Origin of the sequence: uncultured Shimia sp. (assembly GCF_947498095.1) — a bacterium.
Taxonomy (GTDB): Bacteria; Pseudomonadota; Alphaproteobacteria; order Rhodobacterales; family Rhodobacteraceae; genus Shimia.
Genome location: NZ_CANMJE010000001.1, coordinates 69,813 through 91,809 on the forward strand (window position 1 = coordinate 69,813; position 21,997 = coordinate 91,809).

Below are 21,997 nucleotides of genomic sequence, written 5' to 3' on the forward strand. Positions count from 1 at the left end.
CCCCGATCTCAAAAAGGGTTTCGAAACGGCTTGACCATAGCGAGCCTCAAAAGCAGAGCCAGTCGTCAGCCTGTCATTTTCGAAAATGGGTCGGCACGATAATGAGCGCCCCGACGGATGACACGATCGCGTTCATTCCGGGGCTGCCGAAACCGATGTTGAACATCCGGCTGATCATAAAGAATACGAAGGCTCCGCCGACGCAAATGATGATCGAAGGGACATAGCCGTTGTGCGTAAAACGGGATCTCTCTGAGGCATATCCTATAATGCCAGCGATGATGACCGTTCCAAAAAAGCTAAAGAACATCTCCGCACTCCCGAGTTACAGCTGCGTACCCTTGGCCACGGGAAACCCGCGCTGAAACACATCTGCATCCTGCGCACCCTTGCCAGCCCGTTGCAAGCGCAAGAGAGATACAGCGCCCTCGCCACAGGCCACAGTGAGCGCATCGTCCAACACCTCACCGGGCGTACCCTGGCCTTCGGCCAGACGGGAGGCCAGCACCTTTACTCGCTGCCCCTCAATCTCGCACCAGCCACCGGGAAAAGGTGACAGTCCGCGGATCTTGCGGTCCACGTCGACCGCTGGTGCGGACCAGTCTACACGCGCCTCGGATTTGTCGATCTTCTCGGCATAGGTCTCGCCCTCTTCCGGCTGCACCTCTGGCACTAACGTATCGAGGGTCGCCAGCGCCTCAACGATGGCGTTGGACCCAATAACCGACAGGCGATCATGCAGCTCAGCGGTCGTCTCTTCAGCCCCAATGGGGGTCTTCGACCGCAGTAAAACAGGCCCCGTGTCGAGCCCCGCTTCCATCTGCATAATGCAGACGCCCGTCTCGGCATCACCCGCCATGATCGCCCGATGGATCGGTGCCGCCCCACGCCAGCGCGGCAATAAGCTGGCATGGATGTTGAGACACCCCTTGGCGGGCGCATCCAAAACGGCCTGCGGCAGGATCAGCCCATAAGCCACAACAACGGCAATATCGGCATTCAGGGCGGCAAACTCTGCCTGTTCCTCGGCGCCTTTCAGAGACACCGGGTGGCGTACAATGAAACCCAATTCTGCGGCGCGCGCATGCACTGGTGTTGGGCGATCCTTTTTGCCCCGCCCCGCCGGTCGCGGCGGCTGGCAGTAAACGGCGGCAATCTGATGACCCGCGTCAACTAACGCGTCCAGCACCGGCACCGAGAACTCCGGCGTGCCCATGAAGATTACTCTCATCGCTGCTTCCTCGCGCGTTTGATCAGCATGTCCCGCTTGGTGCGGCTCAGATGATCGAAGTACATCTTGCCATTGATGTGATCGATCTGGTGCTGAACGCTGGTCGCCCAAAGGCTCACAAAATCCTTGCGGGTGATGAAGCCGTTTTCATCCATGTAACGAACAGTCACCGCGCGCGGGCGTTTGATCACTGCCGAGACGCCGGGCAGGTTTGGGCTGGCCTCGTCATGTTCGCGCAATTGTACACTCGAGTGCAGAATTTCGGGGTTAGCCATTCGCACGACTTTGCCGCGTTCTTCGCTGGCATCGACCACGATCAATCGCCGCAAAACACCGATTTGATTGGCGCCCATACCGACTCCCGGCATCGCCTCCATCGTGTCGATCAGATCGTCCCAGACCTGACGGTCTTCGTCGGTCAACTCGTCAACTTCGGCAGCCGCTGTTCGCAATCGCTTGTCCGGCCAGAGGATGCATTTCTGAACTGTCATGCCACCGCCTCATAATCTTTCTCTAGTTTCAGACGCGCCTCACCTTCGAGCCTGTCAAAAATCACCAGCCCATCCAGATGGTCATACTCATGCTGCGCACAGATAGATTCAAAACCACTCAACTCGGCCTGGTGCCACGTGGCGTCCACATCCTGCCAGCGCAGCGTTATGGTGGAATGCCGCTCAACTTCCGCACTGACATCGGGGATCGACAGGCACGCCTCTTCGCCGCAAGTACGCGTATCAGATGCCGCGACGATTTCGGGATTGATACAGACAATCGGCGTTGCAGGGCCGTCTTTCCATGAGGCGTCCATTACGAACATCCGCGCCAGAACGCCGACCTGTGGGGCAGCGAGACCCCTGCCCGGTGCGGCGTACATGGTCTCAAGCATGTTCTGTGCCAACGCCGTGACTGCTTTGAAATCCGTCACAGGCTCGCATACCGTCGCCAATCGCGCATCAGGCCAGCGCAGGATTGGCAGCACACTCATCCGCGGGCCCGCTCGCGCTTCATCTTGGCGGAGCGCCGGGTCATCATCTGACGCTTCATCGGCCCGAGATAATCGATGAACAACTTGCCGTTCAGATGGTCGATCTCGTGCTGCACGCAGGTCGCCCAGAGCCCGTCAAAATCCTTTTCCTGCGGATTGCCGTTCATATCGACCCAGCCCACACGGACTTCGGCAGGGCGAGTCACATCAGCAAATTGTTCAGGGATGGACAAGCACCCTTCTTCATAGGTGTTTAGATCATCAGACGATGCCAGAACCTCGGGGTTGAACATGACCGTCGGCTCAGGGTCACCATCCTTGATGCAATCCATCACGATCAACCGATTGAGCACCCCCACCTGCGGTGCCGCCAGACCGATACCTGGCGCGTCATACATGGTCTCCAGCATATCCGCCGCCAGATCGCGCAGATCGTCTGACAGATCGGCAACTGGCGCACAGGTTTTCTTAAGGCGTGGATCGGGGTGGATGAGGATCGATTTTAGCATGGCCCCCATCTAGGACAAGCTCGCGCACAGTGCAACGCCCCCCTTGCACGTCGCGAATAATCCGCTAGCGTCAGCGCGTTCTTCAGCCAAGGGAAATCCAACAATGAGCTTCGACGATATCATCAACCGCTACGGCACCCATTCCGTGAAATGGGACATGATGGAAAAGCTCTATGGCGTCCCGAAAGAGGATGGTCTGTCCATGTGGGTGGCCGATATGGACTTCCGCCCACCACAGTGTATCGCCGACGCCATCAAAGGCATGCATGATCATGGCATTTATGGGTACTACGGTGACGAAGGCGACTATCGCGCCGCGATCTGCTGGTGGATGGAGAACCGCCACGTCTGGTCAGTGAATCCGGATCATATTTTCACCACTCACGGGCTGGTTAACGGCACCGGCATGTGTGTCGAGACCTACACCAACCCAGGCGACGGCGTGATCCTGTTTACGCCGGTTTACCACGCCTTTGCCCGCGTGATCGCGGCGGCTGGTCGTGAAGTTGTTGAATGCCAACTGGTCAACAACGACAGCCGCTACGAAATGGACTTTGACGCCTATGATGCCATGATCACCGGCAACGAGAAATTGGTCATCCTGTGCTCACCGCACAACCCTGGTGGACGTGTCTGGAGCCGCGAGGAGCTGCAAGGTGTTGCAGATTTCTGTAAGCGCCACGATTTGATCCTGGTCTCGGACGAGATTCACCATGACCTCGTCTTTCCCGGAAACACGCATATCCCGATGACGAATGTCGATGACAGTATCATGGATCGGCTGGTGATGATGACAGCCACGACAAAAACCTTCAATATCGCAGGCTCGCATTCGGGCAACGTCATTATTCCCGATGATGCGCTGCGTGCGAAATTCGCTGCGCGTATGGCGGCACTTGGGCTGTCACCAAACTCATTTGGCCTATTCATGGCCGAGGCCGCCTATAGCCCTGCCGGGGCTGCGTGGGTGGATGAGTTGGTGCAATACCTCGATGGCAACCGACGCCTGTTTGATGCGGCCGTGAACGCCATACCGGGGCTCAGATCGATGCCACTCGAATCCACCTACCTCAGCTGGGTCGATTTCACCGATACCGGCATGGCCCCACCCGAATTCATTGAACGCGTACAGAAAACCGCGCACATCGCCCCGAACCACGGTGACACGTTTGGAACCGGCGGAGAAAACTTCCTGCGCTTCAACATCGCCACACCACGCGCGCTGGTCGAACAAGCCTGCGAGCGGCTGACAACGGCGTTTTCGGATTTGCAGTAAGGCTGACGCGCCTCTTGGCGACCGTGTTTAGCGGTCGTCAGAAATCAATGCGACGGGCGCGTTTTCACCACGGTAGAAATCGACCGGAGGTTTGTCGGCGACAGGGGTTGCCCATTTGAACTCGTAGTGCATCAAATGGCCTTCTTCCTCCGAAGCAATGACAAGGCATTGCGACAAGTGCTTGCCACCGTCATAGAGATCCACCAGCCCACGCAGATGAGGCGCATCCTCGACATCAAGGCTGAACCCGTCTTCGCGGAATTTCAGAACTTTGAAAGATCGATCCTCAACCACCACCCTCAGGCGATTGCTTTTCCTCAGGCTCTTTTTCTGGGCTGCTTCTAATCCCTGCTGAACCTCTTTGGGCAAAAAAGTTGTCATGTGTCGCGCTCCATCCTTGGTTAAAAGGTGGGGCTGCCCCCTGTTTCGGTCAAGCGACGTTTCTATGACACGGGTCGATTTGTGCACCTGCGCGCAAGTCCTTTGCGGTCTGTTGCGTTTTCACCGCACCCGTGTCGCACTAAGTTAGTCTTTGACACCGCAATCAGGAGCACGAACCATGGGCCATTTGGTCGACGGAAACTGGACAGAACACCCAATTGACACCAAAGCAACCGGGGGAAAGTTCGTTAGGTCCGCGGCCGCATTTCGCAATTGGATCACTGCTGACGGCAGCGCGGGCCCTTCCGGAAAAGCGGGCTTTGCCGCGGACTCCGGACGCTATCATCTCTATGTCTCCTATGCATGCCCATGGGCGCATCGAACTTTGATCTTTCGTGAATTGAAAGACCTGACAGACCATATCTCGGTCTCGGTGGTACACCCTGATATGTTGTCTCAAGGCTGGACATTTGAGGCAGGTGACTATGGTGCAACCGGCGATGACCTCTTTGGGTTCGAATATACCCACCAGATCTATACCCGCGCCGACCCGGCTTATTCTGGCCGCGTAACCGTGCCAATCCTGTGGGACAAGAAACGGGAAACCATCGTCTCGAACGAGAGCGCCGAGATCATCCGTATGCTCAATTCCGCCTTTGATGGCGTAACAGGAAACACGACAGACTACTGGCCCGAAGAGATGCGCGATGCCATTGAAGAGGTCAACGAGCGCATCTATCACACACTGAACAATGGTGTTTACAAGTCTGGCTTTGCCTCAACCCAGGAAGCTTATGATGCTGCCGTACACCCGTTGTTCGACACGTTGGATTGGCTGGAAGAGCGCCTGTCTCAGAACCGCTATCTGATGGGAGACGTGTTGACCGAGGCTGATTGGCGGCTTTTTACCACGCTGATCCGCTTTGATCCGGTCTATCACCTGCATTTCAAATGCAACCGAAAGCGGTTGATCGATTACCCAAACCTCTGGGCCTATGCACGCGAGCTTTACCAGGTTCCGGGTGTCGCGCCGACCGTGCATTTTGAGCATATCGTGCGCCACTATCATTACAGTCACGAAAGTGTAAATCCGAACCGCATCATACCTATCAATCCGGTACTGGACTACGCAGAACCACATGGCCGCGATTAAGGGCCATTGCCAATGCGGGCCAGATCGTCTGGCTCGCCACATTTTAGATAAGCCACCATCATGGCCGCATCCCCACGGATGCGGTCAACCGGGCAACCATAGGTGCGCTCGACCGCAATCTCTGCCCGCCGCCCAAGCTGTTGGCTCAGACGCGGCGCATATTCTGCACTAACCCGGATCACCTGAACCATGTCATGGCGATCCTGCCTGCGCCGAAGATCAAACGTGCTTTGCATCACCGTGACACGAGTTGGTTCGATCCCGGCAAAATGCATGGATGGACTGTTGCAACCAACCAGCAGGCCCAGCGCAAAAAGAACATAGTTTCTCATTCTCAGACAGTGCCGCGTTCTTGGTTAACAAACCCTTTCCATGGCCTGTGCGCGCATGTCGCATTTATATTCCAAGTTTGGAATGTTTATATATATTGAAATTGGAATATTTAGGGAGAGATAACATGCCCCATACCACTAAACGGCCATCAGACAGCTATTCGCCGCTATATTTCCTCGCTTCGCTTGGCGCCGGCGGCCTTGCGGTTACGTTTTTCATGTATCTGATGTTCTGGGTGCCACACCCCGGCAAGCCCGTCCCAACGTTCGAAGACATCTCGGCCGCCTTTCAAACCGGCAGCATGGGTATGCAGACCGCCATCATCATCGCCGTTTTGGGCATCGCGGCCATGGTCATACTGAACGTCAAATCCCTGATCTGGAATCTCTCTGCATTTTCAGCTTTCAAGAAAACTGAAAACTATCAGAAACTGGTCAAGTCGAATGCAGAATCCACCATCATGGCAATGCCACTGGCACTCGCCATGACGGTAAACGCTCTGTTCATTGTCGGCCTTGTTTTCGTACCGGGCCTTTGGAGCATCATCGAAGTCCTGTTCCCACTGGCGCTTATCGCTTTTGGCTTGATTGCCGTGTTGGCATTCCGCATTCTCGCCGCGTTTCTCGGTCGCATCCTGAGCCAAGGCGGCATCTTTGACGTCACCGCCAACAACAGCTTTGCGCAGATGCTACCCGCCTTTGCCCTTTCCATGATTGCTGTCGGCTTTTCGGCACCCGCCGCAATGAGCCTCAACACCACCACTGTTGGTATCTCGTTGATCTTGTCGACATTCATTGGGACAGCCGCCATCGTTTACGCCTTGATCGCGATTTTCACTGCGTTCAATTCCATGCTGCATCATGGCACGGCAAAAGAAGCTGGCCCGACCCTGATGGTTGTCGTGCCGATCATGACCGTTCTGGGCATCATGTTCCTGCGACAGAACCATGGATTGCATGCGACTTTTGATGTGCATGGGTCGAGTGCCGAAACCATGGTCTTCCTCGCACGCCTTCTGTCCATACAAGTGGTCTTTATCCTGCTCGGAATGCTGGTGCTGCGTCGACAGGGATACTTCACCGACTTTGTCTTCGGCTCCAAGACCTCGCCCGGCTCTTATGCCCTAGTGTGTCCCGGTGTCGCCCTATCCGTGATGCTGCACTTTTTTGTCAACAAGGGTCTCGTTGGTGCCGGCATCATCGACAAATTCGGGCCCGCGTTTTGGTCCGTGACCGCCATTGCCTTGATGTCGCAAGCTGCAATGATTGCATTGGTATTGCGCCTCAACCGACAGCACTTTGGAAAACCTGCCGCGGGCAGCGCTGTCCCTGCAGAATAGGTCGTCCCTCTGGTAGGTCGGACATATTTGTCCGACCTACTTTTCGGCCAGCACCGCGAGTTCCACAAAACCAGCGCTAAGTTGCGTAGGTCTTCCGACAGGCTTAGATGGACTCGGTGTCACGTCAATTGAGTACGGATCGCCTGTCCTAACCGCTGCATCCCCTCGTCGATCATCGCCTCATCAGCACATGAAAAACTTAGGCGCAGCGTATTGCCGCCAGATCCATCGGCAAAGAACGCACGACCCGGGACAAAGGCCAACTGATACTTGTCCAGCGCCGTGGTCAACAATCCTGCCCCATCTATTCCACGCGGTAACGTCACCCAAACAAACATACCGCCTTCGGGCCGCGTCCAACTCACTCCTTCGGGCATGTACGCGTCTAACGCCTTCAACATGGCTCCACGTCGCTGCCCGTACACGGTTCGTAATGAGTGAACATGGTCCTCAAAGCACTTTTCGGCAACACGGTGAACAGCCATCTGATTGAAGGTTGAGGAATGAAGGTCAGCTGCCTGTTTCATCAACACGAGCTGCTGGATTACAGATTGAGCGGCAACCACCCACCCTACTCTCAATCCGGGTGACAGGGTTTTGGAAAAACTGCCGCAATAGATCGTTCGGCAACTGTCGATGTGCCCTTTACGCGCCAATTCCAACGCCAGAATTGGCGGAACGTCCTGACCCTCGTAACGCAACGCCTGATAGGCGGCGTCTTCGATCACGGCACAGTCCAATTCGTCCGCCATGGCCAACAACGCTTCGCGACCCCGTTGGTCCACAGTTTCACCTGTGGGATTTGAAAAATCAGCCGACAGATACGCAAATTTCACACGCCCATTGGACGCCTCCGCCTCAGCGGCATAGTCACTCGCAGAGCGATTGCCGTTAACACTCAGCTGTCCGTAGCGTGGCTCATAAGGGTTAAAAGCCCCAAGCGCGCCCATATAGGTCGGCCAGTTGACCAGTGCCGTATCTCCCGGTGACAGGAACAGCTTTCCCAGATAATCCAATGCCTGTTGCGACCCCGAGGTGATCAGAACACTCTGCGCCTCGCAAGGAACACCAATCGTGGCCATGTGATCCGCAATCCACTGGCGCAGAGGCAAATATCCTTCGCTGACCGAATACTGCAAAGCCACATCACTGTCAGTCTCCATGATATCTGCCATTGCCTCAGCAAAAGCGCCGGACGGAAACAACTCGGGATCCGGAATACCCCCCGCAAAGGACAGGATCCCCGGTTGGTCGAGCAGCTTCAGCAGTTCTCGAATCTCCGAAGCCTTCATCCGTTGGGTACGCGCGGCAAAAATGTCTTTAAGGCTCATATCGGCCCTCATAGGTCAGAATCTATGACATTTAAGGTGCAGTAAGAAATTTAAGTCAATAAATATGACCCATTGAAACAATTTTCGTGAACACGCCCTGTCCCCTTGCCCCCGGCCAAGCAGCGTGGTCATATCATCTTACCAATTCAGGCGAGGAACTCATGCCATTCCAAAAGGTTCAGACCGAAAAACTTTCAACATCGGTCATCAAACAGATCGAACTCTTGATCCTGCGTGGAATCTTGCGCCCGGGTGAACGGCTGCCTTCTGAACGAGAACTGTCGGAGAGGCTTGGCGTGTCGCGCCCATCGCTGCGTGAAGCCATTTCTGAACTGCAAGACCGAGGCCTGCTGGCCTCTAAAGCTGGCGCCGGGATTTTTGTGGCTGATGTTCTTGGCAATGCATTTTCTGAAAGCCTGATCCGTCTGTTTTCCAGTCATGACGAAGCCGTTTTTGACTACATCTCTTTTCGGCGTGACATGGAAGGGCTTGCTGCGGAACGCGCGGCGCGCTTTGCCTCGGACACCGATTTGAAGGTCATCCAAGCCGTGTTTGAAAAGATGGAAGCCGCCCACCCCAAACGTAACCCAGCTGACGAGGCGCGCTTGGATGCGGATTTCCACCTCGCCATTATCGAGGCCAGCCACAATGTGATCATGCTGCACATGATGCGGTCCATGTACCAGCTGCTGCGCGAGGGCGTGTTCTACAATCGCTCAATCATGTTCAAACAACGCACCACGCGCAGCGATCTCTTGGATCAACACCGTGCGATCAACGCCGCACTTCAAAACCGAGACGCAGAGGCCGCGCGCGCCGCCGTGATTACCCACCTCGACTATGTCGAAAGCAATTTGTCAGACCACAAAACTGCGGAACGTAACGAGGCCATCGCGCGCCAAAGGTTTGAACACGAACAACGTCGTTAGGGCCTGAGAGGCCCAGATTAGTCCACTTTCAGAACGATCTTGCCGATGTGCCCGCTGGATTCCATCCGCGAATGTGCTGCGGCGGCCATCTCCAAGGGAAACTCGCTGTCCATCACCGGAGCGATGCGACCGGAGTCGAGCATTGGCCAAACCCGTTCATGAAGTTCCGCCGCAATGCGCGCCTTGGCCAGATCACTTTGTGGACGCAAGGTTGAGCCGGTCACTGTCAATCGCCGTGTCATGATCTGGGCAAAGTTCAACTCAACCTTCGGCCCCGACAGAAACGCGATCTGAACCAATCGGCCATCATCTGCCAGCGCTTTGATATTGCGCGGAATATAGGGACCGCCGACCATGTCTAGGATCAGATTGGCGCCACCCTCAGCCCGCAACACGTCGACAAAATCTTCATCACGGTAGTTAATCGCACGCTCCGCGCCCAGCTCCAGACAGGCCGCACATTTCTCATCCGACCCGGCAGTTGCAAAGACGCGCGCGCCAAAGACATTGGCCAGTTGAATAGCGGTTGTGCCAATCCCGCTTGACCCGCCATGAACCAGAAATCGTTCTCCGGCTTGCAAGCGACCGCGGGAAAACACGTTGGACCAGACCGTGAAATAGGTTTCGGGAAGACAGGCGGCCTCTTTCAGCCCCATTCCTTCCGGGATCGGCAGACAATGCGCTGCGGGCGTCAGAACGTATTCTGCATAGCCACCACCTGGCAACAGTGCACAGACCTCATCCCCCTCGGCCCATTCCGTAACGCCCGGCCCTACGGCGGCAATCTGTCCAGACGCCTCAAGCCCCGGCAAATCACTGGCCGTTGGCGGCGGAGCATAAGCGCCGGCACGTTGCAGTGCGTCCGGGCGATTGACCCCGGCATAAGCGACCTTGATCACGACTTCGCCAACACCGGGCTGCGGCATGGGCCGTTCCGCGATTTTCAAAACATCCGGCCCACCATGTTCGGTGATTTCAACTGCGCGCATGGTCTGGCTCATGACCTGTCTCCCTGAACTATCGTCGGCTCACACTTAGCACCCGCTGCAACGGGCGCAAACCACATCGCTTCATCTTGCAGAAATACTTTGGGGTGAATGAGCGCCATCGGCCCTCAGAGGGGCAACGCCCCTGTCAGGCTCAGCTCTGCTGAGCCATGCCCAACGAGGCCGTTTCGCATCTCCGATGCGATCGAGGTGGGAGAGCTACCCCCGCCAGCTACCGGGCATGTCGCCACGTGGCCCCGGTTTCTTGATACGCTCAAGCGCCGACAGCGGCCCTTGCATCAACTTGCCCATGGGGCTTGCCTTGAACTGCGCCTTGGCCTTTTCAAACTGCATGACATTCTCGATGCGCCGATCCAGGAATTCCCAAGTGGCTTGGCTGTCTTCACTGACGTCGCCCAACCAATAGAGCACGGTCGAGCCATACACACCGGACAGCGTTGCGCGTTTGGTATACCAATTGAAGTCCTCAGACGTGTCACCCAAGGCTGTCCAGATCGCGTCACATGTACCCCAGATCAGTTCAGCTCCTGTGCCGGCATATTGAGGCAAAGCAAAAAGCGCCGACCCCCGACGCACAGTTTCCTTGTCCTCAACCGCCTCAAGGCGAAACCTGACCAATGCTGCGACCTTCTCGGAATAGCGCAACTCCGAGACATCTTCGGTTTCAAACCGAGCCAACATCGCCGCATCGCCACGTTTGTGATAGGCCACCGCCAGATCCACAGCCCCTCTGGGGCAGACTGCTTGCGCCAAGACATCAGACACGCCCGATTCGGCAATCGCCGCCTTGAATGTGGTCTCGGACCAGCCATCAAAAACCACATACGAAAGCGCAGCATCCAGCAGTTTTTCCTTTGGGTCAGACGTGGTCATGCGACTCTCCTTGCGTTGCCCTGCATACTAGACAAACAATTCGGGCTTTGCTATACGGCGCCTTCCTGCAAATCCTTGCAACTCAACTTAGAAAGGTGGTGAAAACCACATGCAGGTTAGTGTTCGCGACAACAACGTCGATCAGGCGCTTCGTGCCCTGAAGAAAAAGCTACAGCGTGAAGGTGTCTTCCGTGAAATGAAGCTCAAGCAGCATTTCGAGAAGCCATCCGAGAAAAAAGCACGTGAGAAAGCTGAAGCGATCCGCCGTGCCCGTAAACTGGCACGTAAGAAAGCCCAGCGCGAAGGTATGCTCTAAGCACCTTCAGCTTTGGACACCAAAGTTAGACGACCCCCGTGGCCCAGCCTCGGGGGTTTGTCGTTTTTGGGACCCCGAACTAGAGAGTTAGGATGGGCGTCCACCACCGCGTTTTGCAGCTTTGCGCTCTTTGGCTTTAGCTTCGGCACGGGCGCGGTTCTTTTTGCTGTTGGCTTTGCCCTTGGGTGGAGGTGGGCCTTTTGGCTTGCCACCTGGTTTACCGCTCGGTGATCCCGATTGTGCCGGCTTGCCATCATCGCTACGACGACGTGCAGGACCATGACCACCATCGCCAGCCGGTGCATATGTCGACGTCTTTTTGTACGGCTTTTTATCTTTTGGCTTGTCCGATGGCTTTGGCTTTTTGGTGCGTGGCTCGGGGGCATCGTTCCAATCAATCGGCGCGCTTGATTTCGACTTAGCTGCGCGTTTCTTCGGTGAATCGCCTTCATCTGAACGCTGCCCGCGATGGGATTTTGGTTTACCTTTGCCTTTGAACTCAGGGCGCGCAGGACGGTCCAGAACCGGTGCTTTATCCAGTTGGGTCAAGGCGGCCCCGCCTTCAACCTTCATGCCTTCACCAATCGCATTCAGGAAGCCGGGCACACTGGATTTTTTGATTTCAACGTATGACTGATCATACTGAATGCGGATCGCACCGATGTCATCTTTGTTCAGGTTACCCGCCTTGCAGAGCATTGGTAATAGGCGGCCGGGAACGGCTTCAGCCTTGCGGCCTCCAGCGATTGAGAACCAGACACTGGGACCAAATTCTTTGCGGGGCGCCGGCTTGGCATCTACGTCCTGCAACTCTTCCGGGGCGGTATGCGCATTGCGGTAGAGAGCGAGGTATGCCGTGGCAAGTTGCTCCGCACTGAAACTTTCAACCAGTTTTTGAACAGTCGACCCTTCGGTTTCCGGAGAAATCGCTGTCCAGACGGGGTCAGCCAGCATGCGCTCTTCGTCGCGCGCCTTGACGTCCTCAGCCGAAGGACCGCCTGTCCATTCGGCCTTTAGTTTTGCCCCAGTCAGGATGCGCTCGGCCTTGCGACGCACCTTTTTGGTGACAATCAAGGCGCTAACACCTTTGCGGCCCGCCCGTCCGGTGCGTCCGGAACGGTGCAGCAGTGTTTCGTGGTTCGATGGCAGCTCAGCATGCACCACCAGATCCAGGTTCGGCAGGTCGATCCCGCGCGCGGCCACGTCGGTCGCAACACAAACCTGCGCGCGCCCATCCCGCATCGCCTGAAGTGCGTGGGTGCGTTCTGCCTGAGACAATTCCCCGGACAGCGCAACGACTTGAAAGCCTCGGTTCGACAGCCGTGTCGTCAAGCGATTGACCATCGCGCGCGTGTTGCCAAAGACAATGGCGTTCGGGGCCTCATAAAACCGCAGCGTGTTGATAACCGCATTGTCGACATCCCGGTCGGCAACCATCATCGCCCGATATTCAATGTCGGCGTGCTGACCCTCTTCCGACTTGGTGACAACCCGAATGGCGTCGCGCTGATAGTTCTTGGCAAGATGTGTAATGGATTTCGGAACAGTTGCAGAAAACAGCAAGGTTTGGCGATCTTCCGGTGCCTCGCCGAGGATGAACTCAAGGTCTTCGCGAAACCCAAGGTCAAGCATCTCATCTGCTTCATCCAGAACGACCGCCCGCAACCCACTCAGATCGATTGAGCCACGCATGATGTGGTCGCGCAAACGGCCTGGTGTGGCGACGACAATGTGCGCACCCCGCGCTAGAGCGCGGCGTTCATCACGCATGTCCATACCACCGACGCAGGACGCCAGATGCGCACCAGCCTTGGCGTAAAGCCAGGCAAGCTCACGCTTCACCTGCAATGCCAATTCGCGCGTCGGCGCGATAACCAGAGCCAAAGGTGCACCGGCCGGATCAAACGTGTCCCCATCTTGCAAGAGGGTCGGAGCGATGCTGAGGCCGAAGCCCACAGTTTTGCCTGACCCGGTCTGAGCCGACACCAAAAGGTCCGCCCCCTCGTATTCAGGATTCAGCACCGCCTCTTGGACAGGTGTCAGTTTTTCATATCCACGTGCATCCAGCGCGTCACGGAGAGCTTGTTTCAAAGCGATGTCTTCTTTTCGGATTAAGTACCGACACCTAAGGGGTTCGACGGGAAAGACCCACCATCCTTGTGCCGCATAAGAGAAGTAGGGGCCGCTCCTAGACCAATTGAAATGGAATGTATAGCTCTGCTTTTCTAACCACGAGGCGCTCATCCCTCTTAAAAGGCGGGATCGTGGCATAAGACAAGAAGCAAGCCCTGCGATCTTCGCATGCGCCCTTTGCCGTGTGTAGCCCGCAAGATAGACCATCTTTTGGCGCAAAACTGTTGGACACTCTTGTTCGTGTGACGATCGAAAAATTCGTGAAATTTCGCACAAAAACATTCGAAAAGCGGCAGATATAGACGAAAAAGCCGCAACTTTTTTGAAGATAACGGCCTAAAATTAAGTCCATATGAAAAAGTAAATAGGACCAGTTTATCGTAAAAGTTGCGTTCAGTTCTTCAGTGTACTCTGGGGATATTGCCCAACAAACAGAGCGCGTTATTGGCGAACACCCGACCCTTCCTGCCCCTTTTCAAGGAACCCAATTTCGCAGGAATTGGCCCAATTTGGAATTTCAAACTGCTGCTTTATTAAGCAAATCGTCGCAAATTTGCGCAACCTGCCGTAAGGTCACCCCAGAAAACAAAAACCAACAGTGAGAAAGGAACAGCAATGTCGAACTCCGTATTACTGGCCATTGATGGCAGTCCAGGCGGGGAACGAGCACTCAGCTACGCGATGGAACGCGCTAAGCTGGGAGGGGCTAAACTGATCGTGGCATACGTCATCGAATGGTCCCAGTACTCGTTCAACACGCCAGAAGAAAATGCTGAACGGCATAAACGCCGTGAACAGGAAATCTCGAGGGCGACAGACACAATTGTGCAGCCTGCCGCTGACAAACTGAATGCGGCTGGAATTGACTGCGAAACCATCGTGACCCACGGGCCGCCCGCTGAGACCATCATTCGGCTGGCCGAAAAACATGGCGTCGCGCAGATCGTCATTGGTCGTCGCGGTCAGTCCGGCATCAAAGCACTGTTGTTCGGTAGTGTGGCTGGGAACCTAATTCAGACATCACCGGTACCGGTCGTCGTTGTTCCCTAAGAACGGCATTCACCCACAACCAAAAAAATCGGGGACAGAAATGATTAGATTTATTTGGGCAGTTCTTGCCATGACACTTCTCGCATTACCCGCTCATGCAGGTTTTGACGAGACTATCAACGCCGCCACGGCACCTATTGCCAGCGCAATTGGTGCGTTTGTATTCTTCAAAATTCAGGTCTTTGGAGCGCAGCTTCCACTTGTTGTTCTTTGGCTGGTCATTGGCGCTGTGTTTTTCACCTTTTACATGGGGTTCGTGAACGTTCGCGGTTTCAAACATGCGATCCAACTGGTTCGCGGCGACTATGCAGACCCCGACAGCCCTGGTGAGGTTTCCCACTTTCAAGCTTTGGCCACTGCCGTTTCGGGCACCGTTGGGATTGGTAACATTGGCGGTGTTGCCGTTGCTGTAACTATCGGTGGCGCAGGTGCAACCTTTTGGCTGATCGTTGCAGGGTTCCTCGGCATGTCGACCAAGTTCGTGGAATGTACGCTCGGGGTAAAGTACCGCCAGGAAAACCCGGATGGGTCCGTTTCAGGTGGTCCGATGTACTACATGAAAAAAGGCTTTGAAGAGCGCGGCATGAGCGGCTTCGGCAAGTTCATGGGGACATTCTACGCGATCGGCATCTTTGTTGGCGCCTTGGGTATCGGCAACATGTTCCAATCCAACCAGGCCTATGTTCAGCTAAATACGGTCGCGGGTGGAGCCCTTGACGGAATGGGGTGGCTTGTTGGTCTGATTCTTGCGGCCGTCGTGTTTGCAGTGATCATCGGTGGTATCAAATCCATTGCACGTGTGACTGAAAAGATCGTGCCCTTTATGGCGGTCTTCTACTGCTTCTTCGCGATTGTCGTGATCCTGATGAACTTCACCTCGATCCCCGCAGCCATCGGCAACATATTCGCAGGTGCCTTTACAGGCGCAGGCGTACAAGGCGGTGCAATCGGGGCGCTGATCATTGGTTTCCAACGGGCCGTGTTCTCAAACGAAGCGGGTATTGGCTCTGCCTCAATCGCACACGCAGCGGTGCGCACACCGGAGCCGGTGACTGAAGGATACGTTTCACTGTTGGAACCTTTCATCGACACTATCGTAATCTGTACCATCACCGCTCTGGTCATTGGCACATCTCAGGTCGCCGACCCCAACTTTGCCGGTGATGCAACAGGCGTGGCCATGACTTCGGCTGCCTTTGAACGCCAAATCGGTTGGTTCCCACTGCCATTGGCATTTGGTGCGCTGCTTTTTGCCTTCTCGACCATGATTTCGTGGTCCTACTATGGGCTTAAGGGTTGGACCTATCTGTTTGGCGAAGGCCAAATGGGTCAGACCATCTACAAGCTGATGTTCTGCGCCTTTGTTGCCTTGGGTTGCATGGTTCAGCTTGGACCAATCCTGGATATCTCGGATGCACTGGTCTTCCTGATTTGTGTGCCAAACATCCTGGGCCTCTACTTCCTGGCACCCATCGTCAAACGTGAGATGACCAACTATCTGGCGCGTCTCGACAGTGGGGAGATCAAGAAGTACACGCACTGAACGGTGCTTCTAAACCTCGAATCCGCCCCGCACATTGTGTGGGGCGGATTGCGTTGGGCCACCTCTTTCAGGTTAACGTCCGGCGCTGGTTCATTGGTGTGACGCCAAACGTTGCGCGGTAGACTCGCGAGAAATGCCCCGCGCTTTCGAAGCCACAAGCCAGCGCGACATCAATCACTGATGACTCTGTCTGCACCAAGAGATGACGGGCGCGTTCAAGGCGCAACTCCATGAAGTACTTTTTGGGCGATGTGTTCAGGTAACGACCAAAGAGCCGTTCAAGTTGCCGCGTCGAAATCCCGATTTCATCCGCAATTTCGGCGCCACTCAATGGGCTTTCGATGGTCTCTTGCATGCGAGCAATCGCCTTGACCAGATGCGGGTTACGCATGCCGCTGCGCGATTGCAACGAGACCTTTTGTTCCGCCGTGGATTCCCGAACTGCATTGTAAACCATCTGGTCTGCCACTGCGATAGAGAGGTCCGCGCCGTGGTCACGTTCGATCAGATGCAGCATAAGATCGGCAGTAGCCGTCCCACCCGAGGCAGTCATGTGTTTTTCGTCAGACACAAAGACATTGCGAACGAGGTTCACGTTAGGGAACTCCTCCATAAAGCTGTCGTGGTACTCCCAGTGGATCGCTGCCTTCATGTTGTCGAGCATCCCAGCCGCAGCCAAAACCCACCCCCCTGAACACAGGGCACCGATCTGCATTCCGTGCCGGCTAGCCTTTCGCAGAGCGCCAAGCAGTGCCGGCGTGATGTGCTCACGCATATTGATGCCTGAAAGGACAAACAATTGATCGCTGATTGGCAGGTTCGAAACCCCATGCTCAACCAGAGTAATCGAGCCGTTGGAGCACATGGCACGGTCGCCATCAGCCGACGCCAAAGACCATGTATAAAGCTCTTCACCGCTCACAAGATTGGCAATGCGCAACGGATCAATCGCGCATCCGAACGCGATATGCGTGAAATCTTCCACAAGCAGGAAACAGAAGTGCTGGGTCATGTCGGTTGTTGTATCATTCGGGTCGGGATTTTTATTGTATACATATTGTATTCATGCAAAAACTTCGCACAAGTCAAGAGGGAGAACGCATGACCGATTCCACCAGATCCCGCAAAGAGAGGCTGGCGACACATCTCAGAAAGTCGATTCTGACGCTCGAACTGATGCCGGGATCAGATCTGGATGAAGTGCGGTTGAGCGAACAGTTTGCACTGTCACGCACGCCATTACGCGAGGTATTTCGCGACCTCGCAGGTGAAGGGTACCTTAGCCATCGCGCCAATCGCGGGGTGCGTGTCTCGGAGCTGTCTCACACAACGCTGCGGGCCTTCTTTCAGGCGGCACCAATGATCTACAGCGCGGTTTTGCAATTGGCGGCACTGAATGCCACGGCTGCACAGATCGACGCTTTAAAAGAAGTGCAGGCACGTTTTTTACAAGCGCTGAAAAGCGGCTCGGTCGCTGAACGATCGCTGGCAAACTACCGGTTTCACGAGATCACCGGCGAGATGTCAGGCAATCTCTATCTCTTGCCCTCGATGCAGCGCTTGTTGATTGACCACGCACGGATCGGAATGACGTTTTACCGACCGCAAACGCAAGAGATGAGCAACAACCTTGGCACCGCGAGCAGCCACCACGATGCCATCATCGAAGCGATTGAATCCCGTAACGGCGAAGCCGCCGGTCGGCTCGCCATGGAGCACTGGCAGCTGTCGCGCAGCCAGATTGAAAGTTTCGTAATGCCCGACGGGCTGGACGCCCAATTGGGCCTCTATTCAGAGAAGAAATCCGCATGACACCGATTTTTCGATTTGACGGGATCTACACGCCCGTTGTGACCCCCTACATGCCGGATGGCACCGTTAACTGGGACGCTTTGGCCAATGTAATTGATTACCTGATCGACGCTGGTGTGCACGGGCTGATCTCAGGCGGCTCTACGGGCGAGAACTATGCTCAGACAGTTGTTGAACGGGTGGAGATTGCTGCCTTTACCCACAAACAGATCAAAGGCCGTGTGCCCATGGTTGTCGGCACTGGCGCCATGTTGACCGAGGATTCCACAGCGTTGGCGACCGCCGCACGAGACATCGGAGCCGAGGCAATCCTCTTGGCCTCACCACCCTATTCTGTACCAACCGACCGCGAGAACGCGTTGAATGCATTGGCCATCGACAAAGCCGCTGGCCTGCCGATCATGCTCTACAACTATCCCCACCGCACAGGCACCATGATGGGTGAAGAGTTCCTCGATCGCGTGGGCCGCAGCCGTAACTTTTGTGGCATCAAGGAAAGCTCGGGTGATATCAACCGCGTGCACCTTTTGGCGCGTGACTATCCGCACATCCAACTCGGTTGCGGCATGGACGATCAGGCGCTCGAGTTCTTCGCATGGGGCGCGCCGTTCTGGGTCTGCGGTGGCTCAAACTTCCTGCCCAAGGAACACATCGCGCTTTACAATGCCTGCGTGGTTGAGGGGAACTTTGACAAGGGCCGCCGCATCATGTCGGCGATGATGCCGCTGATGCGGGTCCTCGAGCAAGGCGGGAAATTCATTCAGACCATCAAGTATGGCGTCACGTTGAACGGCATTCCGGCTGAGGACGTGCGTGCGCCGCTAAAAGGTCTGAACAAAGACGACAAACGCGCGCTGGAACAGGTGATGCGGGTTTTGAAAACAACAATTGCCGGTATTGAGGCGGAGGGCTGAGCCATGGAACTGCTGACCAAACAGGAATACGAGGCCATCGCTGCCGATCTGGACTTCCCGACATCGGCCTTTATTGACGGGGCCTATCGCCCTGCCATCTCAGGCGAGACGTTCACCACAACAAACCCGGCTACTGGCGCCGTTTTGGCCGAGGTTGCAGCATGCGGTACTGCCGATGTGGACTTTGCTGTCGAGAAAGCCCGCGAGGCGTTTGACGACGGGCGCTGGTCACGCATGCACCCGTCCGAGCGCAAGGGTGTGCTGATCCGACTCTGCAAACTGATCACTCGCAACGCGCGGGAACTCGCCGTGATGGAGAGCCTTGATAGTGGCAAGACCATCTATGACTGCGAAAGCGTGGACATCCCCGAGACTATTCATTGTCTAAAATGGCACGCCGAGGCGATCGACAAGATTTACGATCAGGTGGCCCCAGCCTCGGACGATCACATCGCAATGGTGGTGCGTGAGCCTGTTGGCGTGGTTGGCCTAGTTCTCCCGTGGAACTTCCCGCTCTTGATGCTTGCGTGGAAAATCGGTCCTGCGCTGGCCGCAGGGTGTTCCCTCGTGGTGAAACCCGCTGTCGAAACATCTCTGACCGCCCTACGCGTCGCGGAACTCGCAGACGAAGCAGGCCTGCCGCGGGGCGTGCTGAATGTGGTGCCGGGAGGTGGCGCTGAGGTGGGCGAACCGATTGGCCGCCACATGGACATCGACATGGTGTCTTTCACCGGATCAACCGTGACCGGCAAACGGTTCCTCAGCTACGCCGCTGCGAGCAACGCCAAGGAAGTGGTTCTCGAGATGGGCGGCAAAAACCCCGCCGTTGTGATGGACGACGCCGAGAACCTCGACCGGGTGGCGGCCCATGTGGTGAATGGTGCGTTCTATAACATGGGCGAGAACTGCTCGGCCTCCTCGCGCCTCATCGTGCACAAGGACGTCAAAGCGGAACTGCTGGAGCGCATCCGCCATCACGCTGAACAATGGAACGTCGGCGAACCTTTGGACCCTGAAACCCGGCTTGGTGCGTTGGTTTCCGAGGCGCATTTCGGCAAAGTCTGTGGGTATCTGGAACAGGCTGAAAACGTAGTGATTGGCGGCAAGGCTAAAGATGGTTTTGTCGACGCGACGGTCGTCGAAGTGTCTGGGAACGATCACCCATTGGCGCGAGAAGAGATTTTTGGGCCCGTGCTCAGCGTGCTTGAAGTGAGCGGCTTCGATGAGGCGATCAACATCGCCAATGACACTGACTATGGCCTCTGCGCCTCGATTTTCACCGCCAACGCCAAGCGCGCCATTCGCGGCGCTCGGATGCTGCGCGCAGGGACAGTGACGGTGAACAGCTTTGGCGAAGGCGACATTTCAACCCCCTTCGGCGGCTTCAAACAATCGGGGTTTGGTGGGCGAGACAATGGTGTGCATGCGCATGACCAGTATACCCAGCTGAAAACCATCTGGATTGATCTCGCCGACGACGATGACGAGGCTGTGGATTGACCAGATACCGCGCCCGACGCCTGCCGGTTCAACAGGGCCGCGCAGCTTGGAACGCGGTGCTGGGTCCGGCGCCTGCGCCCTCCCCTCTGGACGGGGATCGCTCCACAGATGTGGTGGTGATTGGCGCGGGCTTTGCCGGGCTGTCCGCGGCCCGTCGGTTGAAACAGATCGATCCAGATCTGGATGTTGTGGTGCTGGAAGCGGGGCATATTGCCGAAGGCGCGGCAGGGCGTAATTCGGGTTTCATGATCGACATTCCCCACGAGCTGACCAGCGAAGATTACGCCGGCACCGGCGACGACAAACACATAATGGTATTGAACCGGCAGGCGCAGGCTTTTGGCGCCGAGGCGGTGGCCGACTACGGCATCACGCCGGACTTCTTCGAAAAAACTGGGAAGATCAACGGCGCAGGCAGCGCTGTGGCAGACGCCCACAATCAAAGCTTGGCGAAACATCTGACCGCACTTGGCGAACCCTATGAAATGCTCGATGTGCAGAGCATGCGCAGGATCACCGGATCAGAGTTCTATCGCTCAGGGCTGTTCACGCCCGGCACAGTGATGGTGCAGCCCGCGGGTTATGTACGTGGACTGGCGGCAGGGCTTCAGAGGGACGGCGTCAGCATCTGTGAAGACAGTGGTGTGACCGGATTTTCTCGGCAAGGGACAGGCTGGAAAGTTGAGACCGCAAAAGGCACGGTGTCTTGTGCGCGCATCATTCTGACAGTGAACGGCCACCTTGAGAGTTTCGGATTTGAGCGTGGACGCTTGATGCAATTGTTCCTATTTGCCGTGATGACACCGGAACTGACTGCGGAACAAGTGGCCACCCTTGGGGGGCAATCGCGCTGGGGCGTTACGCCTTCTGATCCAATGGGTACCACAGTGCGTCGAATCGACGGGCCATTAGGCGGCAACCGGATCGTGACCCGCAGTTGCGCGGCTTTGCGCCCGAATATGAGGACTTCAACCAGCGATTTGGAACGCGCCGCGACAGTGATGCAGAAGAAGTTTGATGCACGGTTCCCGATGCTTAAGGGCATTGACATGGAACACACATGGGCGGGGCATCTTTGCCTGTCGCTCAATGGTGTGAGTGTGGCGCGGGAAGTGCACCAAGGTGTATTTTCTGGCTGCGTACAAAACGGCCTTGGTATCGCGCGCGGCACGCTGACAGGGATCGCGGCCGCAGAGCGGTGCTTGGGCGCATCTTCGGAAATTGCCGATTTCTTTGAGGCTCAGGACATGCCGAAACGCCTGCCGCCTCAGCCGTTCCAGCAGATTGGCGCCAACGCGCTGTTGCGCTGGAAAGAATGGCGTGCCGGATTGGAATAGAGCCGCCTTGCGCCTGGTGTCTGGGGCGCTGCCCCGCCCCCATTG

Annotated in this window: 23 protein-coding genes; 11 read left to right on the forward strand and 12 right to left on the reverse strand. The window is 56.1% G+C overall.

What is annotated here, in order from left to right; all coding sequences use genetic code 11:
- Window positions 1-73: 73 nt before the first annotated feature.
- The 5 genes from Q0932_RS00355 to def (Q0932_RS00375) are packed head-to-tail and all read right to left on the reverse strand — an operon-like array spanning window position 74 to window position 2,725.
- The gene (locus tag Q0932_RS00355; protein WP_299348333.1) at window positions 74-310 is read right to left on the reverse strand and encodes a hypothetical protein; all 237 of its coding nucleotides are present in this window, start codon (window positions 308-310) and stop codon (window positions 74-76) included.
- A gap of 15 nt (window positions 311-325) precedes the next feature.
- Window positions 326-1,231 carry a methionyl-tRNA formyltransferase gene (fmt, locus tag Q0932_RS00360; RefSeq protein WP_299348336.1) on the reverse strand — a complete coding sequence of 302 codons (906 nt, stop codon included), beginning with the start codon at window positions 1,229-1,231 and terminating at the stop codon, window positions 326-328.
- A complete protein-coding gene (def, locus tag Q0932_RS00365) occupies window positions 1,228-1,722 on the reverse strand; it encodes a peptide deformylase (RefSeq protein WP_299348339.1) in 495 nt (164 codons plus the stop codon). The genes fmt and def (Q0932_RS00365) overlap by 4 nt, the downstream gene beginning before the upstream one ends.
- Window positions 1,719-2,216 (reverse strand): peptide deformylase, encoded by a 498-nt coding sequence (gene def, locus Q0932_RS00370; RefSeq protein WP_299348342.1) that lies wholly within the window; start codon window positions 2,214-2,216, stop codon window positions 1,719-1,721. Before def (Q0932_RS00370) ends, def (Q0932_RS00365) begins: the two co-directional genes overlap by 4 nt.
- On the reverse strand, window positions 2,213-2,725 hold the full coding sequence (gene def, locus Q0932_RS00375; RefSeq protein WP_299348345.1) for a peptide deformylase: 513 nt from the start codon (window positions 2,723-2,725) through the stop codon (window positions 2,213-2,215). Before def (Q0932_RS00375) ends, def (Q0932_RS00370) begins: the two co-directional genes overlap by 4 nt.
- A gap of 103 nt (window positions 2,726-2,828) precedes the next feature.
- Between def (Q0932_RS00375) and Q0932_RS00380 the strand changes: the two genes are divergently transcribed.
- Entirely contained in the window at window positions 2,829-4,001 is a 1,173-nt protein-coding gene (locus Q0932_RS00380) for a MalY/PatB family protein (protein ID WP_299348348.1), read from the forward strand.
- Window positions 4,002-4,028: 27 nt separating this feature from the next.
- On the opposite strand, the gene Q0932_RS00385 is transcribed toward Q0932_RS00380, so the two are convergent.
- The gene (locus tag Q0932_RS00385) at window positions 4,029-4,382 is read right to left on the reverse strand and encodes a hypothetical protein (RefSeq protein ID WP_299348350.1); all 354 of its coding nucleotides are present in this window, start codon (window positions 4,380-4,382) and stop codon (window positions 4,029-4,031) included.
- A 178-nt stretch (window positions 4,383-4,560) separates the two neighbouring features.
- On the opposite strand from Q0932_RS00385, the gene Q0932_RS00390 reads away from it, so the two are divergent.
- A complete protein-coding gene (locus tag Q0932_RS00390) occupies window positions 4,561-5,535 on the forward strand; it encodes a glutathione S-transferase family protein (protein WP_299348353.1) in 975 nt (324 codons plus the stop codon).
- Here the strand turns inward: Q0932_RS00390 and Q0932_RS00395 are convergent.
- Complete coding sequence (locus Q0932_RS00395) at window positions 5,532-5,867, reverse strand: hypothetical protein (RefSeq protein WP_299348356.1); 336 nt, start codon at window positions 5,865-5,867, stop codon at window positions 5,532-5,534. The genes Q0932_RS00390 and Q0932_RS00395 overlap by 4 nt on opposite strands.
- Window positions 5,868-5,992: 125 nt before the next feature.
- Between Q0932_RS00395 and Q0932_RS00400 the strand changes: the two genes are divergently transcribed.
- On the forward strand, window positions 5,993-7,207 hold the full coding sequence (locus Q0932_RS00400; protein ID WP_299348359.1) for a hypothetical protein: 1,215 nt from the start codon (window positions 5,993-5,995) through the stop codon (window positions 7,205-7,207).
- 119 nt (window positions 7,208-7,326) lie between these two features.
- On the opposite strand, the gene Q0932_RS00405 is transcribed toward Q0932_RS00400, so the two are convergent.
- Window positions 7,327-8,538: a PLP-dependent aminotransferase family protein gene (locus Q0932_RS00405; RefSeq protein ID WP_299348361.1), complete on the reverse strand. Its 1,212-nt coding sequence runs from the start codon at window positions 8,536-8,538 to the stop codon at window positions 7,327-7,329.
- Between the two features lie 161 nt (window positions 8,539-8,699).
- Between Q0932_RS00405 and Q0932_RS00410 the strand changes: the two genes are divergently transcribed.
- Window positions 8,700-9,467 (forward strand): FCD domain-containing protein, encoded by a 768-nt coding sequence (locus tag Q0932_RS00410; protein ID WP_299348364.1) that lies wholly within the window; start codon window positions 8,700-8,702, stop codon window positions 9,465-9,467.
- A 17-nt stretch (window positions 9,468-9,484) separates the two neighbouring features.
- On the opposite strand, the gene Q0932_RS00415 is transcribed toward Q0932_RS00410, so the two are convergent.
- Both Q0932_RS00415 and Q0932_RS00420 read right to left on the reverse strand, forming a co-directional pair.
- Window positions 9,485-10,468 carry an NAD(P)H-quinone oxidoreductase gene (locus tag Q0932_RS00415; RefSeq protein ID WP_299348367.1) on the reverse strand — a complete coding sequence of 328 codons (984 nt, stop codon included), beginning with the start codon at window positions 10,466-10,468 and terminating at the stop codon, window positions 9,485-9,487.
- A gap of 204 nt (window positions 10,469-10,672) precedes the next feature.
- A complete protein-coding gene (locus Q0932_RS00420; protein ID WP_299348370.1) occupies window positions 10,673-11,347 on the reverse strand; it encodes a COQ9 family protein in 675 nt (224 codons plus the stop codon).
- Window positions 11,348-11,456: 109 nt separating this feature from the next.
- On the opposite strand from Q0932_RS00420, the gene rpsU reads away from it, so the two are divergent.
- On the forward strand, window positions 11,457-11,663 hold the full coding sequence (gene rpsU, locus Q0932_RS00425) for a 30S ribosomal protein S21 (RefSeq protein ID WP_008207378.1): 207 nt from the start codon (window positions 11,457-11,459) through the stop codon (window positions 11,661-11,663).
- 87 nt (window positions 11,664-11,750) lie between these two features.
- Here the strand turns inward: rpsU and Q0932_RS00430 are convergent, their stop codons facing one another.
- Entirely contained in the window at window positions 11,751-13,754 is a 2,004-nt protein-coding gene (locus Q0932_RS00430; RefSeq protein WP_299348374.1) for a DEAD/DEAH box helicase, read from the reverse strand.
- Between the two features lie 657 nt (window positions 13,755-14,411).
- Between Q0932_RS00430 and Q0932_RS00435 the strand changes: the two genes are divergently transcribed.
- Entirely contained in the window at window positions 14,412-14,846 is a 435-nt protein-coding gene (locus Q0932_RS00435) for a universal stress protein (protein ID WP_299348377.1), read from the forward strand.
- Between the two features lie 40 nt (window positions 14,847-14,886).
- Entirely contained in the window at window positions 14,887-16,389 is a 1,503-nt protein-coding gene (locus tag Q0932_RS00440; protein ID WP_299348380.1) for an alanine/glycine:cation symporter family protein, read from the forward strand.
- Between the two features lie 67 nt (window positions 16,390-16,456).
- Here Q0932_RS00440 and Q0932_RS00445 read toward each other — a convergent pair whose 3' ends face one another.
- A complete protein-coding gene (locus Q0932_RS00445; protein WP_299348383.1) occupies window positions 16,457-17,401 on the reverse strand; it encodes a GlxA family transcriptional regulator in 945 nt (314 codons plus the stop codon).
- Window positions 17,402-17,490: 89 nt separating this feature from the next.
- On the opposite strand from Q0932_RS00445, the gene Q0932_RS00450 reads away from it, so the two are divergent.
- The 4 genes from Q0932_RS00450 to Q0932_RS00465 are packed head-to-tail and all read left to right on the forward strand — an operon-like array spanning window position 17,491 to window position 21,952.
- Complete coding sequence (locus tag Q0932_RS00450) at window positions 17,491-18,201, forward strand: GntR family transcriptional regulator (protein WP_299348386.1); 711 nt, start codon at window positions 17,491-17,493, stop codon at window positions 18,199-18,201.
- Complete coding sequence (locus Q0932_RS00455) at window positions 18,198-19,115, forward strand: dihydrodipicolinate synthase family protein (protein WP_299348387.1); 918 nt, start codon at window positions 18,198-18,200, stop codon at window positions 19,113-19,115. The genes Q0932_RS00450 and Q0932_RS00455 overlap by 4 nt, the downstream gene beginning before the upstream one ends.
- Before the next feature lie 3 nt (window positions 19,116-19,118).
- Window positions 19,119-20,615 carry an aldehyde dehydrogenase gene (locus tag Q0932_RS00460; RefSeq protein ID WP_299348389.1) on the forward strand — a complete coding sequence of 499 codons (1,497 nt, stop codon included), beginning with the start codon at window positions 19,119-19,121 and terminating at the stop codon, window positions 20,613-20,615.
- Window positions 20,612-21,952 carry an FAD-binding oxidoreductase gene (locus Q0932_RS00465; protein ID WP_299348392.1) on the forward strand — a complete coding sequence of 447 codons (1,341 nt, stop codon included), beginning with the start codon at window positions 20,612-20,614 and terminating at the stop codon, window positions 21,950-21,952. The genes Q0932_RS00460 and Q0932_RS00465 overlap by 4 nt, the downstream gene beginning before the upstream one ends.
- The last annotated feature ends 45 nt before the right edge of the window (window positions 21,953-21,997 follow it).